9 protein-coding genes and 2 pseudogenes are annotated in these 18,851 nt (G+C 57.0%); all 11 read right to left on the reverse strand.

Features of this window, described 5'->3' with window-relative positions; genetic code table 11:
• Positions 1-2,313, reverse strand: a 2,313-nt coding sequence (locus Tchar_RS11700) for a glycosyltransferase (protein WP_144329194.1), incomplete at its 3' end; no start/stop codon positions are given.
• A 23-nt stretch (positions 2,314-2,336) separates the two neighbouring features.
• Entirely contained in the window at positions 2,337-3,050 is a 714-nt protein-coding gene (locus Tchar_RS11705; RefSeq protein WP_144329195.1) for a hypothetical protein, read from the reverse strand.
• 34 nt (positions 3,051-3,084) lie between these two features.
• Positions 3,085-4,081: pseudogene (locus Tchar_RS11710) on the reverse strand (DDE-type integrase/transposase/recombinase).
• 173 nt (positions 4,082-4,254) lie between these two features.
• Positions 4,255-5,802 carry a glycosyltransferase family 4 protein gene (locus Tchar_RS11715; protein WP_144329196.1) on the reverse strand — a complete coding sequence of 516 codons (1,548 nt, stop codon included), beginning with the start codon at positions 5,800-5,802 and terminating at the stop codon, positions 4,255-4,257.
• A 3-nt stretch (positions 5,803-5,805) separates the two neighbouring features.
• On the reverse strand, positions 5,806-6,456 hold the full coding sequence (locus Tchar_RS11720; protein WP_144329197.1) for an ABC transporter ATP-binding protein: 651 nt from the start codon (positions 6,454-6,456) through the stop codon (positions 5,806-5,808).
• Positions 6,453-7,241, reverse strand: a complete 789-nt coding sequence (locus Tchar_RS11725; protein ID WP_144329198.1) for an ABC transporter permease — start codon at positions 7,239-7,241, stop codon at positions 6,453-6,455. The genes Tchar_RS11720 and Tchar_RS11725 overlap by 4 nt, the downstream gene beginning before the upstream one ends.
• Positions 7,241-8,374 carry a hypothetical protein gene (locus Tchar_RS11730; RefSeq protein ID WP_144329199.1) on the reverse strand — a complete coding sequence of 378 codons (1,134 nt, stop codon included), beginning with the start codon at positions 8,372-8,374 and terminating at the stop codon, positions 7,241-7,243. Before Tchar_RS11730 ends, Tchar_RS11725 begins: the two co-directional genes overlap by 1 nt.
• 98 nt (positions 8,375-8,472) lie before the next feature.
• The gene (locus Tchar_RS11735) at positions 8,473-9,894 is read right to left on the reverse strand and encodes a mannose-1-phosphate guanylyltransferase/mannose-6-phosphate isomerase (protein WP_144329200.1); all 1,422 of its coding nucleotides are present in this window, start codon (positions 9,892-9,894) and stop codon (positions 8,473-8,475) included.
• Complete coding sequence (locus Tchar_RS11740) at positions 9,894-11,219, reverse strand: aminotransferase class I/II-fold pyridoxal phosphate-dependent enzyme (protein ID WP_144329201.1); 1,326 nt, start codon at positions 11,217-11,219, stop codon at positions 9,894-9,896. Before Tchar_RS11740 ends, Tchar_RS11735 begins: the two co-directional genes overlap by 1 nt.
• Positions 11,216-18,721, reverse strand: a complete 7,506-nt coding sequence (locus tag Tchar_RS11745) for a type I polyketide synthase (RefSeq protein ID WP_144329202.1) — start codon at positions 18,719-18,721, stop codon at positions 11,216-11,218. Before Tchar_RS11745 ends, Tchar_RS11740 begins: the two co-directional genes overlap by 4 nt.
• Positions 18,708-18,851: pseudogene (locus Tchar_RS14105) on the reverse strand (IS481 family transposase); the annotation flags it as partial. The pseudogene Tchar_RS14105 and the gene Tchar_RS11745, both read right to left, overlap by 14 nt.

The raw sequence follows: 18,851 nt of genomic DNA on the forward strand, positions 1-18,851 counted from the left end.
CGATCCTGCTCCAGCCACCCCCAGCGCCGTCGATGACAAGACGCTCAATGCGCGGGTGGATGACATCCTCAAAGCGCGCCAAGTCAAACAGCCATGGTGTCCCGGCCCTGAGCACCCCTGGCGTCGTCTCTTCAGCGCTCCGCCCTCATGGGCTGGCCCATGGGCCAGCCCATGAGGACATACCTTCGGCGTCAAACCGGACATTTCTAACTTGCTCAGAGGGCGGACATTTCTACTTTGCCTTGACAGGGCCTCGACAGACTTGATCTTGAGCCCGCCACCATGTATGATGGGGTTGATTATCACATCGCAATTGGCGTAGGCCGCATCCAGTACTGGCAACAGGCCGTGCAGGGTTACACCAGGGTCCAGCGGGTGGTCGCGCAGTTTTTCGCACACATTGCCATAGATATGCAGTTCGATGGCAAGCAGACTGACTACTGGCCAGACTTCATGCAAAAACCATCGCATAGCCTCCGCATTTTCATTGCTGCCGCCACCCACAAAACCCAGGCGCAGGTTACCACTTCTGCGCGCCTCCAAGCTTGCGGTCAAGGTGTTGCTAACGCTTTCCACCCCATGCGGACAGCACAAGACGATCTTGTTCGGCAGAAGACGCGCCATCCACCTGGCTTCCTCATTCTGAATAGCAATAAGTGCGTCAAATTTCGCCAAGATCGCCACTTCATCCTTCAATGTGATCGAGACCCCTGTCTTTAAGCCTTGTATTGCGAATCGATACTCTCTGGGCGCCATCAGGTCGTGCGTATCGAGAATACGTACCGCCTGGTAAGGCAGAGCATCGCGCAAGTACGCCATCCATAAATACTCAAAAATGACAGCGTCGTACCGAGGCTGTTCTCTCAAAAACAAGGCGAGCGACTTTCCAAAGATGTCATGGCGTGCCCGTTTCAATCCCTCGTGGGCAGGTATGCTAGTTTTAAATGGGATATCTTTGGCTCTTGATTCATAAGCTTTATAGCTGACAATGATACCAGCTAGACCAATTACCGCAATCGCTCTCGCTCGATCCGGCCAAATCGAACCGAAGAAGAAAACCTGTAAATCAAACTCTGCCCGCAATGCTTTGCAAAGCTGCAAGATACGGGAGTGGTTACCAACCCCGGGTTCCCAAAACGGGATATCTGTCACCAACAACACCCGCTTGCGGCGCAAGTGGGCGATGCTACGTGTCGATAGTGCACGAAGCAGACCATCGAACTGCTGATCAACGCGTTGCTGGTAGGCATTCAGGCAGTCAAGGGTCGCATCCCTGAGTTCAGACAAACGCTTCTGAGGTTCACTAGCAATCTCATCAAGATGGTCGATTAGGCTTTCGATGCTGTCGCAAGTGTGCTCAGAAATGGAGGTTGGCAGCCCAACACTGGCCGGTGCCGTTGCAAGAAATGGAACCCCATGCCGCAAGGCCGAAAGTGTTTTGATTTTGAGGCCAGTTCCATCAATCATCGGGTTAATAAAAAGATCGATCTCGTTAAAAAAATCACTCTCATTTTCAACGAAGCCCAAACGTTCGATATCTGGGTCCTTGACGGTGTTACATATACTGCCCGCCAAAACCAGTTTCACCTTTTTGGACAGTGCAGGGCGGTTTCGGAATGCCGCGAGAAAGACTTCCAGAGATTTTCTGTTAAGCGAATTGCCCGAACCGAGATAGCCAACGCGCAACAAACCCGCCTTCCGACTGCCATGTGCCAGCAAGTTGACTTCGATGGGATGCCCCAACTCCATGACGCATCTCGACGTGATTGACTGAAAGTAATTCTTTTCATCCTCCTGGATGGCCAGGATAAGATCGGCCCGGTCTAGCCCAATTTTTTCTTGCTCAGGCGTCGTGTAAAAAAAGTCGGGAGATATACCATTACGCTGCAAGATATCCGCACGGCCACCCATGCGATCATGGCAGTTGAGAATTTTCAGAACCCGCCTATCAAATAGAGTCAAAGCCTTGCTGAAAAAAACGTACTCACTGATGACCGCATCGTAATTCTTAAGCGAAGCCAGAATTCTGATAGCAGAGGCAATATCTTCGTTAAACCAATCATCGATGCCCCATAAATCGCCTTGAGTCTTTTTTCTGTTGTGGGTCTTGTGAGGGACGACAACTATTTCTGACCAAAAGCCGCGCATGGCATCAATAGCGGCGGGACTTGAGCCAGCGCCTTCTTGATCGTAAAGAAGAAAAGTAACCAAGTGTCCTGCAGACAGTATCCGCCTGCCTAGCGCATGAATGTGCGCCCGATTTCCTGCATCTTGCGGATGAGAGGGTGTGGGTGATATCCAGAGAATGTTCATAGATAGCCTTGTAAATTCATAGATTATCCTAGTCGCCTCGTCAATCGGATGTGGTCGAGCATGATGGCCAATCTCCGATCATCCGGAATCCCTTTTTCGCGTGGCGATTTCAGCTTGTTGAATTCGAACTTGATCGTCCAGAAAGGCAAAAGATAAGTTTCTGGTACGTCGACCTCTGCAACCAGTTCACAAGGAAGACCCTGCCCGTTCCGATGCATTAGTAATGCAGATCCGTTAAAGCTCGTGCGCATTCTATCAATTATTCCACTATCGATTTCATCGACCACCGAGATTTCAACCCGGTATTTCCCATGCCCCAATGCGGGGAATAGTACGGTGGATTGATTATCAGGACCGGCCCAGCGACCTGTCGGCTCTGAGTGCCACCAGTTTGAACCGGTAATATCACCGCGCATATCGATATCAAAGACGTCCGGACTGATCACATCAGGAGATTTGGGTATATCGATATTGAAATTTGGATCACGATAACGTACTTTCTCAACATAAGCAGATTTCAGATAGTGCATTTCAGCTTTTATTTCCGATAGCACACCGATTAGAATATCGACCTGCTCTTTGTGCTCCAGATTTGAAATCTTCTGAGACAAATCATATCGATATCGCTCAACAATTAGATCGTCAACGAGTTTTAGTCGTAAGGATGCAAGATCGTAATCAAGAAACGGCTCGATAATCGAAAGTATCTCCATACGGTTATTTTGATGTTTTGACATTTTAACTCCACTCCGAATCCGCAGATTGCACAACCTACCTCGTATCGACATTAATGTGAAGTTCCGGATGACTTTTAGTGCCAAGTCCCTGGTCATTGTAAGGGCGCTTATGGAATAAGCTCTGATCCCTGTCATACAGTTCTCTCATGACCTGGAAAGGGGTGCGTGCGCCGAGTGCCGGAAGCCACAGGTGGTCGTTGTACAGCCAGACGTAGCGATCGATGGTTCTTTCCAAGGTCTCCCCATCCTTGAAGTGGTGGGTGCGCAGGATGTCGGCAATGCGGACCTTCAAGTTCGACCATGCCGTTGGTTTGCGGCCGACGGGGACGTGTCAAACGATGCTCGATGCCCAAGGCAGCACACAGCCGATCAAACTCATGCTCACCCGTGGGCTTCTCACGGCTGCCAAACAGGCGGTCGGTAAACACCTTGCCGTTGTCCGTCAGGATCTTCTTAATCTTCAAGGGCGAGACCTTGGCGAGGTAGTCGAGGAAGCGAGGGACTCGCGCCGTCTTGGCCGGCATGACTTTGTGAAAGACCATGCTTGTTAAGCGCTCGATGGCGACGAACAGATAGCGGCGCCTCACATCATCACCCATCTGCGGCAGGTACTTGATGTCGATGTGAAAAAATCCAGGCTCGGTCTTGGCCGGCTGTCTTGCACGCTCTTCCTTGGGCAGCATCGCCCGCAGGCTGCCCACCCCGTGCCGGCGCAAGCAGCGATCGAGCCCGGAGCGCGACACGGTCGGGCACAGATATTCGCGCGTCAGGGCCAACAGGTCATCGAGCGGGATTTTCAGAAGCTTGCGCAGCTCGACAACGACCGCCTCCTGCGCCGCAGTCAGCCTCGTCTGCAGGCGGTGCGGTGTGTGCGAACGATCGAGAAAGTCGTCGCGCTGACGCCATTTGCGCACCGTCGCCTCCGTGACATTGTAACGCCGGGCCAGCTTGGCCACAGGCTCTTTGCTCGCCGCGATCTCGGCGCGCACGGCCGGGGTCGTTCGCGCCATCTTGTGTAGGGATATTTGCATCTTCACACCTCCTTCATCTGCCGCTTCAGTTCCGCCATCAGCGCTCCCAAAGCCTCCTTCCCCCAACAGGTACCCGCAACGCTTAGGGTCTATACTATCATCCGGGATATGACACTTAGATAATCCATGATATGACAATTATTTAACAGTACAGACTGCATGTCGATCTTCAATCAATCGGAAATGCTGCGCAGAAAAGATTCCCATTGCGGCAAAATGTGCTCAGGTCGGTAGCGTGCAGCTATTACTCTGCCGCGTTCCTGCATCTGAGCGCGTATCCTAACCGCATCCGGACTATAGAGAACTTTCTTAAGTGCATTAACCAGGCTTATCGTGGAGTAAGGATCAAAATATTCTGCGGCATCACCATAGATCTCTCTATGCACAGGGATGTCGGAGGCGATGGTGATGCCACCACAAGCCATTGATTCGACACCAGAATAGTCGAAACCCTCGCCAAGGCTTGGACACACTGTAGCGGCTGCATGTCGATATAGCACACGCAAATCAGGAGCTGGTACCGCACTCAGCATGAACAACTGACCGCGATCGATCCAGGATTTGAACGCCTTAAGAATAGCTTCGTAATCCCATCCGAGTGTTCCTACAACAATGAGCTTGATGTTTGGATCAAATTCTGCTCTGATTACCTCCCATGCTGCAAGTAATCGGAGGTGATTTTTTCTAGGCTCGATCGTTGAGACCATGAGCAGATATTTTTCTTCTTTTCTTGGCAAATTCCTTGAAAAGAAGTTTTCCTGTTCGCAGAGACTTAGAAATTTTGGCACCCACGCTGAGTCGCGCACGTATGGGTCATAGCCGTAATACCTTGACCTCACAATGCCTGGTACAAGATCGAATGCTGAATCTTCTTCGTAGTAGTGGTGCGATACCATGTTGTGAATCACAACCGCCCGATCGCGCACCTCTGGAAACATGCGCAGCAAGTCTTGACGCGTCGCCTCAGAGACGCAGGCAAACCAAGCCCCGGATGCTACATTGCTCAACAGTGCATAGAAATGAGTCGCCTGATGAAATGATTTTTCCGGAATCGTGTGTGGCATATAAACGGGTATGGCATCATGGTAGCGTATCACCATCTTTGTAGATTTACAGATACGCGCCGGATAAGGAGTTTGACCAATGAATACATCGAAATCTCTGGTGTCAAGCTTCGGGTACAGTGGTTTTTGACTCCAGTTTAAATTTTTCAATCCAACCATATGCATCATGCGCCAAGGCACGCGATTGACACGGAAATTAGCCTTGGCGACTAAACCGAAGTCGGATGCAGGAAGCGTTCGTGAAAAGAGAGTTCGCCACGTAAAATCGTCGAATCCCGCTGCTTCAAATTTCGTTAATCGAACCTTGCCAAGATTAGTCAGGGCTCCACCGCGAAGAATAAATTCGTCCGCTTTTTTTTGAAGCCATTCAGCTATAAGATCTAACACGTTCAGATAAGAATTCTCGGTCAGCGAGATAACGACTTTCGATAGCTTCCTATACTTCTGTGCCGTAGACAGTTTTTTCCTCCAAAGTGGTTCTTTTGCGGGTAGTCCCTTCGCCAATCGCCGGTTAGAAGTCTGCAGCATACCCTCCACATAAACTGAGTCGAGTGTTCTCAATCCACGGAATAAAAGGCGAACCTCTTGAGGAATGCCGGCATACCCTTCTAGCGCGGGGCGCATTTCAAGCAAGACTTTTATTATTTTATCACTCATGGTTCAGCAATTCTGGTTGTAATAATCGTATGCTTCATTGACATGCGTAAATGAGAGCAGTTTCCCCTGGTGTAGCACGTAGATTCGCTTGCAGTGCTCTTTGAGGTTATGAAGCTCATGCGACACCATCACCATCGCCCGGTCCTTGCGTTTTTCGAACAGTTCCACTTGACACTTGGCATGAAATCGCGCATCTCCAACAGAAATCACCTCGTCAATCAAAAAGCAGTCAAATTCAACAGCCAGGGATATGGCGAAGGCAAGACGTGACCGCATGCCGGACGAATAGGTTTTAACCGGCTCACGAAAATATCTCCCCAATTCAGCGAAATCCTGCACGTAGTCAATCTTGTCACGATAATCAACGCCGTATACACGACAAATGAACTTGAGATTGTCCAGTCCAGTCAAACTTCCCTGGAATGCACCACCGAAGGCGAGCGGCCAAGAAATGCTCATGCCTCGATGGATTTTCCCGGAGTCAGGCAGCTCAGCACCGGAAAGAATGCGTATAAGTGTGGATTTACCAGCACCATTGCGCCCGAGTATGCCGATTTTTTCGCCGTGACGAATTGTGAGGTCGATACCGTCTAACACAGTATGCCGGCCACTGCGCGTCAGATAACGCTTAGTGATACAGGTTAAGGTAATCATTCTGGCTGCACTCTTCTGCCGCCTTCACGCACAAGCGCTAAACCAATCAACGCGAGAGCTAAGTTGGCAAAAGCAAAATAGGCGGGATCTTCATGGGTCTTGATCACGTCGCCAAAATAACCATGGCGAATCATTTCGACACCATGCACCATCGGTAGCCATAGCAAAATTTCTTGCGCTGCTGTGGGTAACCAATCGACCATGAACAGGGCGCCAGATAGTGGGAACATGAGGTATGTTACCACATGCCAAGTACGTTCGAAGGTTTCCGAGCGTTCGGAAACGGCGCCGACGATCAAACCAAGCGCCAACGAAAACCAGGCCAGCAACAGCCAGCCGCCGATGACGAGCAGTATGTCGTTGGGCATATCCATCGTGCCAACGCTGGCAAAAAATATTGTCAACAAAATTAACGATGTCGTCGCGCCGACCCACTCCAAGATGATGCGTGAAAGGAAGATGTCGATGACCTTGACATTGCGGTGATACATTAAAGAAAGATTGGGCTCTATGGCCTTGGAACAACGGTTGGCTGCGTTTCGCCACATCAGCACGGTTGAATAACCGGTGATGGAGAAAGCAACAATAGGTATGTTGGATACTGTGTGAAGTTTCGCAAAATACCAGAGCCCCGTCACGCCCAAGGTAAAGAGCATAGGTTCGAGTATGATCCATAGCGCCCCCAGCCCATGCCGGCCATAGCGCGTGATCACCTCGCGTAGCAGCAGGGCGTGTATAACCCGGAACTGGATAGCTAGCGAACGGGCAAGAGGAGTTTTGTCCATCAATCCATGTGCTCCTTGATGCCTGCAATGAGCATGGTAAGTACGCCCCAGGCAATCAGACCCAGCACGAAGACGGCGATAATAGCGCGCAGGCGGCGCGGCTCCATCGCAGCATCCGGCAGGCTGGGCTGGGCAATGCGTTCAAGATAGAGTTGTTGGCGCTGAGCTTCGTTGCGCGCATGTTCAAGAGAAGTTAATGCGCTGGCCAGTTGCTTATCCGCGAATTCTTTTTCAAGTGCCAAACGCTGAAATTCTGCCGCTTTGCTAGCCAGTGAACGCTCGCTGCCAGCAACACGGCTCGATTCCCGTGCAATTTCAGCTTCCAGGATCTCGATGCGATTTTTTAGCACTGGGATTTGCGGGTTCTCTTCGGTTAGCAGTTTCAGCTGTGCCAGCTGCGATTTGGTCGTAATCAGCTCATCCTGCAATTTCGCGATCTGTTGCATTTGAATAACGGATTGTTTTTCGGGGTCAATCACGCCTTTTTCATTGCGGTAGCGTGCCAGCGCCAGCGCTGCCAGCTTAGCATTCTTTTCGGCCTCGGCCACTTCGTTGGCAGCAAAACGGATCATATCCCGACGACCGCGCTCATTAAGCTGGTTGACCAGCGCTTCGCTCATATCGAGCAAGTACTGGTTGATTTGCTGTGCCTCTTCGGCACTAAAAGCGCGCACCGTTACCGTAACGATGGAGGAAATCGGATCGAGTTGCACGCTGACCATTTTTCGGTAGTAGCGATGCATGTTCTCGTAGCTGTCGTCCCAGTCGAGGCCGGGAAAGCGACTGAACACGTCGCCCTTCTTATATACCTCACGCATCTTGAGTTTTTTATCCAGCGCGCGAAGGGCATCACGTGAGAGTATGAAATCCAGCACTGTGTAGCTATCATCTTGGGCGCGGGTAAAACCCGTGCCTTTGAGTAACATGCCCAGCGGAGATGCCGTGATCCGCTCAGGACTGCGCACGACAAAGCGGGATTCGCTGATGTAAACGTCGGCGGCGATGAAGCCGAAATACAAAATAGCCATCAGTGTCGGCAGAACAACGGTGAGCCAAAAAAGTTTGTGCGTCTGCCAAGCATGGCGAAGACCGGCTGGTTTGAGGCGTCCGGTTACCGAGGCGGGCATGTTCATCAAATATCGCTCTTGATCAGATTTTCGAGAATCGAGACATGGGCGTGAGACGGCATTGCCCCCTCGATTCGACATTGTGCCGCAACAGCGGATCGGTATCAGGCACGGCCATAAACATCCTCGAAACGCACGATATCGTCTTCGCCTACGTAATCTCCGCATTGCACTTCGATCATCACCAGCGGCAGAACACCCGGGTTGGCGAGCTGGTGCCGGTGGCCGGCGGGAATGTAGGTGGATTCGTTGGCGGCGACGAAAAATTCTTTCTCTCCGTTAACGACCTTGGCCATGCCTTGCACGACGATCCAGTGTTCGCTGCGGTGGTGGTGCATTTGCAGGCTCAGGCTGGCGCCGGGTTTGACGACGATGCGCTTGATCTTGTAGCGGTCACCCTCTTCCAGCACAGTGTAGTCGCCCCAAGGGCGATGCACGGTGCGGTGCAGCTTGTGGGCTTCGTGGCCGCTTGCCTTGAGTTGGTTGTAGAGGTGCTTGACGTCCTGGGCGCGCGCCTTGTCGGCGACCAGCAGGGCATCGGGGGTGTCGACGATGATGAGATCGTGGACGCCCACCGCACCCACCAGGCGCCCGTCGCTATGGATGAAACAGTTTTCGACATCGTGCAACAGGGCTTCGCCTTCGACCCGGTTGCCGTTCGCATCGGCTGTGGACAGTTCGCCGAGCGCCGACCAGGAGCCGATGTCGCTCCAGCCGATGTCGCAGGGCACGACCGCCACGCGGTCGGATTTTTCCATGACAGCGTAGTCGATGGAGATGTCGGGGACCTTCGCGAAGCCGTCGGGTTCCAGCTCGCATTGGGTGAGGCCTTTGCCCTCGACGCAGCGGGATTGGGTGAGGCAGGTTTGTACGGCATCGAGAATGCCTGCGCAGTGCTGGCGCATTTCCTCGAGCATGGTCGTAGCCTTGAAGCAGAACATGCCCGAGTTCCAGTAAAAGCGGCCGGTTTTAAGGTAGGCGGCGGCTGTGGCGGCATCGGGCTTTTCGACGAAGCGCAGCACGCGGTGGCCGTCGGCCTCGATGTAGCCATAGCCGGTTTCGGGGGCGACGGGCTGGATGCCGAAGGTGACGAGCTTGCCCTGCTCCGCCAATCGTCGCGCCTCCTCCACTGCTTTGGCGAAGGCGCTCTGATCGGCGATCAAATGATCGGCTGGCAGCACGAGGAGGATGGCATCGGCCTGTTTTGCCGCGACATACAGCGCTGCCGCCGCGACCGCCGCCGCCGTGTTGCGCCCGAAGGGTTCGAGCAAGAAGGAGGTGGCTAACCGGCGCACGTTGACTTCGCGGTATTCGTCTTCGGTCTTGAAGAAAAGCTCACGGTTGGTGACCGTGAGGATTTCGGATACGTCCGGCAACTGCGCGCCGCGCAAGAAAGCCTTTTGCAATAGGCTTTGACCATCGCTTAAGCGAATGAAGGGCTTGGGGTGCATCTCGCGCGAGACAGGCCAAAGGCGCGAACCGGCGCCGCCGCACAGGATGACGGGGATGATTGTATAGTGCTGCATTATGCAGTTTCCTTGAGCATTTGAACGGTTTGTTTGATTTGAGCTTCTGTGTGCAGGCTGCTCAAAAAGAACCGCAACCGCGCCGCCTTTTCCTCCACCGCCGGATAGACGATGGGCTGGACGTTGATGGCGCTGTCAAAAAGCCGGTTGGACAGCTTTGCCGCCTTGAGAGAGCTACCGGTAATCGCAGGCACGATGGCGAAGCCCTGCGAGGTGCCGACATCGATCCCGCTTTCTTTCGCCATCTTGAGGAACATCCGGCCGTTTTCCTGCAAGCGTGCAACACGCTCGGGCTCATTGAGCATGATTCTGAGCGCGGCGAGCGATGCGGCTGCCAACGGCGGGGCGATGCCGACGCTGTAAACGAAGCCCGGCGCAGCGTATTTGAGGTGCTCGACCAAGGCCCGCTCGCCAGCGATATAGCCGCCGCAACCGGCCAGGGTCTTGCTTAAGGTGCCCATCCAGATGTCCACGTCCTTGCCCGGTACGCCATAGTGCTCGCGGATGCCTTTGCCGGTTGCGCCCAGCACGCCCAGGGCATGGGCTTCGTCCACCATTAGAAAACAGCCATGGCGGCGCTTGATGTCAATAAGCGCGGGCAGGTCCGGAATATCGCCATCCATGCTGTAGTGCCCTTCGACGACGATGAGCACGCGCTCGAACTGGCCGCGAATTTCGGCCAGGATGTTGTCAAGCATCGCCGTGTCGTTGTGCGTAAAGCTGCGCCGCGTGCTTCCAGCGAGCTTGATGCCTTCGAGCACGCTGTTGTGGATAAGCGAGTCGTGGATGACGAGGTCTTTCGGGCCAAAGAGATAACCGATGGTCGATACATTGGTGGCGTGGCCGCTGACGAAGACCACGCAGTCTTCGACCTCATAGAGCTCCGCCAGGGCTTCTTCCAGTTCACGCTGGATGGGGCGTTCACCCGCGACCAAGCGGCTGGCGGAGGCAGAGGTGCCATAGCGGTCGATGGCGTCCTTCGCAGCCTTGTTGACGGCAGGATGCCCAGCCAGACCCAGGTAGTTGTAACTGGAAAAATTAATGAATTCACGCCCATTGATGCGGGTGACTGCGCCGGCCACGCCGTCGTGGGCGATGAAGAACGGGTTGCGTAAGCCCAGCCGGTCCGCCGCCGCCTTGGGCACCAGCATCTTTTCGTAGCCGGGGTGGCGGTCGAAGCGGGTAAAGGCTTCCGGCACCTTGGCGCGATACAACGAACGGGTAGCGGTCGTCTGAGGCGCCGTCCCGTCAGCGCCGACTTTTTTGCCGAGGAAACGCTCGATGAGCTGTTGCTTGGCCTTAAGGTCGAGTGATGACCGGGTCATGCGGTGAGCCTCGTACCTTGTTTTTGTAGCGTGCGGACATCCTGGGTGATCTGCAGTAATTCTTCGGCAGCCACGGCTTCGCCATGCTGCTTGGCGATGCCCTGAACCACGGCATCGACCGGGTTGGGGGTTGAATCGCCCTCGTCAGTGCCGCCGAGCAATCGTTCGACGATGCGCTGAGCGACCTTTTCCACCGTGGGCGACTCGTTGAGCATCATCACCGGCAACTGAATGCCAAAGCGTTGTTCCAGCCCCAGCGCCAGTTCGACGGCCATGAGCGAGTCAAGCCCCAGATCATGCAGGCTGCGTGTGGGGTCAATACGATCGGCGCCGATGGCGAGGATTTGTGCGACTTCCTGCACCACCAGTTGCTGGACGATGACGGCAACTTCTTCAGGCGATTTGCCGACAATGAGCGTTTGAAAATCCGCTTCGTTTTCCGATAGGCTGGCGCTTTTGAGGCTGCGGTTGAGAAGGGAAAAACGACCGCGAGTAACGGAAGGCAGCAGACGTGCCAGCGTGTTCCAGTCGAAATTGGCAACAGCCAGCGAGCGGCCTTGAGGCAGTAAATGGTCGAGCTCGTTCAAGGCCTCCAGCGTACGCAACGGCGGTTTGCCGAGGCGCTGGCCCAAGCTGTCGCGCACCGCCTCAAAGCGGGTGAGATAGCCGGCATCGCCGATGGGGCCCCAGCCGATGCAGGCGGCGGGCAGGCCGAGGTGTCGGCGCATTACGGCCAGACTTTCTAGCCCGGCATTGGCGGCGACGTAGTTGGCCTGGCCGGGGTTGCCGATGGCGGTGGTGATGGAGGAATAGAGCACGAAGTGTTCGAGCGGAATGCCGAGCGTGGCCTGATGCAAGTGCCAGGCGCCCAGTAGCTTGGGTGCGAGTACGGCTTCCATGCGCGTAGCGTCGAGGTTTTGCACGAGGGCATCGTCAAAAACGGCCGCCGCGTGCAACACGCCCTGGATGGGCGGGCAAGACTTGCGCACCTGCTCGACCATGCGCGCTACTGCTGCAGGATCGCTGATGTCGCAGGAAATCGCCAGCACCTGGATGCCCTTGGTCGTTAAATCTTCGACTGCTTCTCTAGCACCCGGGGTATCCAGACCACGACGCCCCACCAGGACGAGATTTCCTGCGCCACGCGCGGCCAGCCAGCGCGCCGATTCCAGGCCAAAGCCCGAAAGGCCGCCCGTCACGATCCAGGTCGAGTCTTTGTTCAGTTGCAGCGGCGCGGCAGCCGTCACCGGCCGTTCGACTGCCGGCCGTGCGTCGGTAAGCGAGACGACTACCTTGCCGATATGCCGCGCCTGCTGCATGGTGCGGAAGGCATCGACCACGCGCTCGGCCGGAAAGACCCGGCAAGGCAAAGGCGTGAGCGCCCCTTCGCGGAACAGGGCCATGACCTCGCGGAACAGACGTGCCGCCAATTGCGGCCGACCGGTGAGCAGCTGATCCGCATCGATGCCGAAGTAGCTGATGTTGTCCTTGAAGGGTCGCAAGCCGATGGGCGTGTTCTCAAAAAAGTCACGCTTGCCTAATTCGAGAAAACGGCCAAAAGGTTTGAGCACTGCCAGATTGCGGCGGATGGCTTCGCCCGCCAGTGAATTTAGCACAACATCGACGCCTTCGCCATTCGTTACAGCAAGGATGTTGTCGGCAAAGGCAAGCGAGCGCGAGTCGAAGACGTGATCGGCGCCCAGGAGGCGCACGAAATCGCGTTTTTCATCGCTGCCGGCGGTGGCAAAGACTTCTGCCCCGAGATATTTGGCGAGCTGGATGGCGGCAATGCCCACCCCGCCGGCGCCGCCGTGGATGAGCACGCGCTCGCCCGGTCGCAGGTCTGCGAGGTGCTTGAGCGCGTAATAGACTGTAAAAAACACGGTGGGCACAGTGGCGGCGGATTCGAACGACCATTCCTCCGGCATCCGAGCAACGGCATCAGCGCGGGTAATGACATGACTCGCGAAGCAGCCCGAGCCAAAGCCCATGACTTTGTCTCCCGGCCTGAAATCTCGTACGCGCGACCCGACGCGGCTGACGATGCCAGCGAATTCCAGCCCCAGGCTGGCGCCGGCGAAGCCTTTTTCCACCGCTTCGTCCGGCAAAAGGCCCATGAGGTACATGACGTCGCGGAAGTTGAGGCCTGTAGCCTGCACCTTGACTTCGATAGCTTCATCAGCCAGCGCGGCTTCTTCCTGCGGCAACCAGACGAGGTTGCGCAGCTGGCCAGGCAGATGGAAGTCGAGACGGAAGCGCTCCCCTGGTGCTGCACGCTGTGACTGATCCTCGGAGACTTCCTGCATGACCAGCGTGTAGCGGCCGGTATCGGTGAGCAGGATCTCGGATGCGCCGTCGGGGTAGAGCAGCTCGTTTTCCAGCCGGTCGAGGCCATCTTGGCAGTCCAGGTCGATCAGCGTGCATGCGAGCGCAGGGTATTCGTTCATGACCACGCGAGCGAACCCCCAAAGCGCGGCTTGCTGTGGATTGGGTTCGGCCGTAGCCGGCAGGTTTGAGGCCAGCGCACCGCCGCGGGTGATGAACCACAGGCGCGGCGTTTTTGCGGTGTGCGCGGCGAGGGCTTGCACGATCCCAAGGGCTTCGGCGAGCAGGCGCGGGGCGGTATCCGGAGCCTCAGCCCAGCCCCGCAAGTGCACGACGTGGTCGATGCCGGTGAGGCTTTGTGGCAGCGCGTGCGCCGTAATCACCCGCTGCGCCTGCGATTCGAGCCGCGCGGAGAGATGGCCTACCAGCTCCGAAGAAGCGGCATCGGTAAGGAGCAACCACGCAGCCGGTTCGGTCACGGGCAAGGCGGTCTCCCACTGGGCCGGCGCGCGCGCCAGGAGCAGATAGGCGCCTTCGGCAAGGCCCTCGGCCGGCGGTTCAGCATAGTCCCGCACGTCCTCGAAACCCTCCGCCCGCAATAGCTCCGCCCAAGCGGCGGGCGGCATCAGCGAGGAATGCGGCGCTTCGTCTTCCATGGCCTTGTGCCACCAATCGTTTGCCAGACCGGCCAGAAAGTCGGCGCTCCAATCCGGGTGACGCTCGGAAACGATAAGGCAGGCGCCGGCGGCCAGCCAGCGCCGCACCTGGTTGAGCGCGGCTTTCGGGCTCACCGCCCGATGCAGGGTGTGACGCAGAAGGACGACATCGAACCTGTCCGGCAAGTGCGTGTCGGCGGTCAACTGCCAGCTCCCGTAATCCAGCGTGGCAATCACGAGATTGGATGCGTGGGCGTATTCCGCCCGCTGACGTTCGGCCACGGCTTCGGGCAAGGCCAGCACATAGTCGAGCCGGTCTTCAGGCAGTGCCGCCAGCAAGGAACGAGGGACTTCGCTTAAGCCATCGGCGATTTCCAGGACGCGCAGGCGGCGATGCACCGGCCAGTCGCCAGCCAGATGGCGCAAGATGTACTCGACCGCCTGACTCATGCCGGCATAGGCTGGATCGTCCTGATAAAGCGTTTCCACAACGGGCGAACGGCGCAGCGCGTCGAGGAAGACAGCCCGCTCGGATGGATTCAGCAGCAGGTGCGGCAGGTGGCGGCCCACCCGACCGAGCAGCACCAGATGTGGCAAGGCGTCGCCGTGCTCACGCGCGAGCGTGCGCCAGATGTCCGCAGCGGCAGGCAGGTCGCTGCCGTCGGCCAGTTGCCAATGCTCTTCGCGCCGGGAAAGCAGGCCTTCCTGCTGCAACAGGCTGCCAAGCCAGCGGGCATAGGGGTCGGACGGACTTATCAGCCTTTGCAGGGCATCGCCGTCATTTTGAGCAATCGCCCGGAAGGCTTCGAAGGCGAAGGAGACGACGAGCGCTTCAAAGAGCGGCAACGCCACCTTGAACCAGCGGCTGCGGGGTTCCGCCTGTTCCGCCATGTCCAGCCGAAGGGCTTCGACTAGCACCTGCGTGGATGGCAGTTGGGTCTTAAGGCCTTCTGCCGGATGCGGGTGCAACCAGGCGTCAATGCTCCAGCGTGAGACTTTTTCCTGCGCCTTGTGCGCAAGCGGCGCGGCGCGGAAACGGCAGCCGCTGACGCAGGCAATCAGGTTATCTTCGGCATCGAACAGCTCAAAATCCGCTAACACCGAGCGTGCACTGCGGCGTGTGAGCCGGGCGCGAAACCGGCTCGGTTTACCTGCACGTTGATATTCAAGCCGACCGGTCTTGACGGGGAGCAAGGCTACGCCTCGGCCCGCTTCGATGTCGGTACGGAAGAAATCGACTAGCGACTGGTAGCAGACATCCAGCAAGGTCGGGTGGATAAGGTAGCCATCTTGTGCCAGGTCGGCGGGATGTTCCAGCTCGGCTTGCAGACAGTTATCGTCTACGATGGCTACGCGCAAACCCTGAAAACTCGGTCCGTAATCGAGACCCAGTGTGGCAGCCAGGCGGTAGTGGGTTTCCTGATCGACCTTGGCCTTATCCCTTGACGGCGGCGCAATCCGTGCGCTCCGGGCGGCGACGCCAGGCTGCAAAATCCGCCCGGCGGCATGGAGTGTCCAAGCATCCTGGCTCAAACGCTGCCGGCTCTTGATCTGGAAGCTGCCGTCCCGCTCGTTGAGTTCGAAACGGAGCAAACGCGCGTGCTCGCCGTCGAAGACCATGGGAGAGACGATATCCATCTCTTCGAACGCCAGCGCCTCTCCGCCCAGCCATTCACGGGCGGCTGCCAGCGCCATCTCGGCATAGGCTGCGCCGGGGAAGACGACGGCACCCCCTACCTGATGGTCGGCGAGCCAAGGCAGAATCGTCGGATCGAGGGGGTTTTCCCAAGCGTGCGCTGCCTCGGGTATGCGCCAGCCCAACAGCGGATGCACGCGCCGCCGTTCGATGGCCAAAAGGCTTTCGCTGGTGCGCGGGTGCCAATGCCGCTCGCGCTGCCAAGGATAGTTAGGCAACTGGACACGACGCCCGGGCTGGGGGAAATAGGAACCCAGGTTCGGTTGGTCGGCCAGAAGGTGGGCACGCAAGACGGTCTCGACGATGGATGTCCAGCCATCGGCCTCTTTGCGTAGAGTAGGTAGCACCCGCCCCTTCGTGCCAATCGACGTGAGGCATTCGCCGATATAGCGCTGCAAGATGGCATGCGGGCCGATTTCGATGAAGCTGCGACAGCCAAGCTTAGCGAGTGTGGCGATGGCCTCGGAGAACCGCACAGGCTCACGCACGTTGCGCCACCAGTATTCCGCACCCAGTTGATTGGCGTCGAGTGCATCGCCGGTGACGGTAGAGACAAAGACCGTTCCTGTCGTAGTGCGGGTTTCCAACCCGGCCAGGCTGGCAAGCAGCGACTCTCGGATCGGGTCCATCTGCCGGCTATGGAAGGCGTAGTCGAGATCGAGCAGCCGGAAGAAGACCCCTTTGGGCGCAAGATGCGACTGGACACGCTCCAGATCGGCCTGGCAGCCAGAAAGAGTGATGTTCTTCGGACTGTTGATGCCGGCGATGGTGATGTCGAGGTCTCCACCCAACTCTGCCAGAGTAGCCTGCATGGCCTCCACCGACAGCCCGACCGCAGCCATGCGGCCTGTGCCGCGCGTCTCGCCCTGGGCACGGCTGCGGGCAACGATCACCCGGATGGCCGCGTCGAGATCGAGCGCATCGCAGGCCCAAGCCGCAGCCACTTCGCCCACACTATGGCCCGCTACCGCTAACGGCTCAATGCCCTGCGCTTTCAGCAAACGGGTGATGGCCACCTGAATGGCAAACAGCAAGGGTTGGGCAACGACGGTATCGTCGAGGCGGGAGGCTTCCCCGTTGGCCTGCAACTCGGCCAGCAGCGAAAAGCCGGCGATGGGCTGCATGCGGGCGTCAAGCTCGGCCAGGATGTCGGCAAAAGTCGGCGATTCGCCCATGAGGCGCAGGCCCATGCCCACCCACTGCGCGCCGTTGCCGGAATAGACAAAGGCCATGCCACCCGATTGCGGCAATTGTTCTTCGAGCACCAAACCGCCCGGAGTATTGCCTTGGGCGTACATCGCCAGTTTTTCTGCCGCATCAATGGGTGTCCTGGCATAGAGTGCCAGGCGCTTTTCCAAGCGGTCGCGCCGATGAGCTGCGGCATAGGCGATGTCGTAATAGTCCGTTGGCGAGCTGTTCTTGAGCCGTTCCGCATAACGGGAAGCCAACGCTCGCAGCGCCGCGTCCGTACGCGCGGAGAGGAAAAGCGGCGGCAACACCTCTGGCGTATACGCTTTTTCCTCATCGTGACGGTATTCACGCAGCAGGACGTGCGCGTTTGCGCCGCCAAAGCCGAACGAGTTGACGCCGGCCACCAGAGGGGATTCTTTTTCCAGCGGCAGATATTCGGTGACTGGCTGCAAATTGAGTCCAACGAAATCAATGTGCGGATTCGGCGTTTCGAGGTGGAGTTGCGGAGGCAGTGCGCGATGTTGTAACGCCAGGATCGCCTTGATCAGACCCGCCATGCCGGAGGCAGCCTCCATGTGGCCAAGATTGGCCTTGACCGAGCCAATAGGCAGAGGCGTCTTCCGACCTTGCCCATACACCGCTCCGATGGCAGCAGCTTCGATGGGATCCCCCACCATGGTGCCTGTGCCATGCGCCTCGACAAAATCGACGTCCTGTGCAGACAGATTGGTTTTCGCCAGGACGTTCCTCATCAGCTCGGCCTGACCGTCTCGGCTAGGAATGGTGATACCCGTCTTGCGTGCACCGTCAGCATTGACGCCCGTTGCAAGGATTACCGCTTTGATATCGTCGCCATCGGCCATCGCCTGTGCCAGCGGCTTGAGCAGGAGCACCGCCCCACCCTCGGCGCGCACATAACCATTGCCAGAAGCATCGAAGGCCTTGCAGCGCCCATCAGCGGACAGCATCGAGGCCTTGGTAAAACCGACGAAGGGATAGGGATGCAACAACAAATTGACCCCACCGACGAGCGCAGTGCTGGCCTCGCCAGTCTGCAAGGCACGACAGGCGAGATGCAGCGCGACCAGGGAGGACGAGCAGGCAGTATCGACGGCGAGCGACGGACCGTGCAGATCGAAAACGTAGGAAAGACGGTTTGCGGCAATGCTGAGCGTGTTGCCCGTCATCGAGTGCGACGACATGGCAGCAAGGTCATCGAGCCCGCGCGTACCGTAGTCGAGACTGGAGATGCCAACATACACGGCGCAATCGGTGCCAGCCAGACGCGAAAACGGCACGCCGGCGTTTTCCAGCGCCTCCCAGGACAGCTCTAGCAGCAATCGCTGCTGCGGATCAAGCCACGCCGCCTCGCGCGGTGAAATGCCAAAGAATTCGGCATCGAACTCATCGACACGCGAGAGAACCCCAGCGGAAAAGGTAATGCTGCGACCCGGTTCAGACCGCTTTGTGTGCTGAAGCTCGCTGCTGGCCCAGCGGTCACTGGGCACCTGGGTGACCAGATCTTTCTTTTGCTTAAGCGCCTCCCAAAAACTGGTATCGTCTGCAAGGTCGCCTGGAAAACGGAATGCAATGCCGATTATTGCAATGGCGTTATTTTCGTCAGATGAAGGCATAGGTGTCAGGTCCCGGACGATTACGTGGCACTTTTATGAAAAGTTCCGGTTTTTCTTTGTACCATCTTTTCATGGCCTCGATGGGCGGGACATGTCCCAGGGCTTTCTGGGGGATGTGGTGATTGTACAG

Origin of the sequence: Tepidimonas charontis (genome assembly GCF_007556685.1) — a bacterium.
Taxonomy (GTDB): Bacteria; Pseudomonadota; Gammaproteobacteria; order Burkholderiales; family Burkholderiaceae_C; genus Tepidimonas; species Tepidimonas charontis.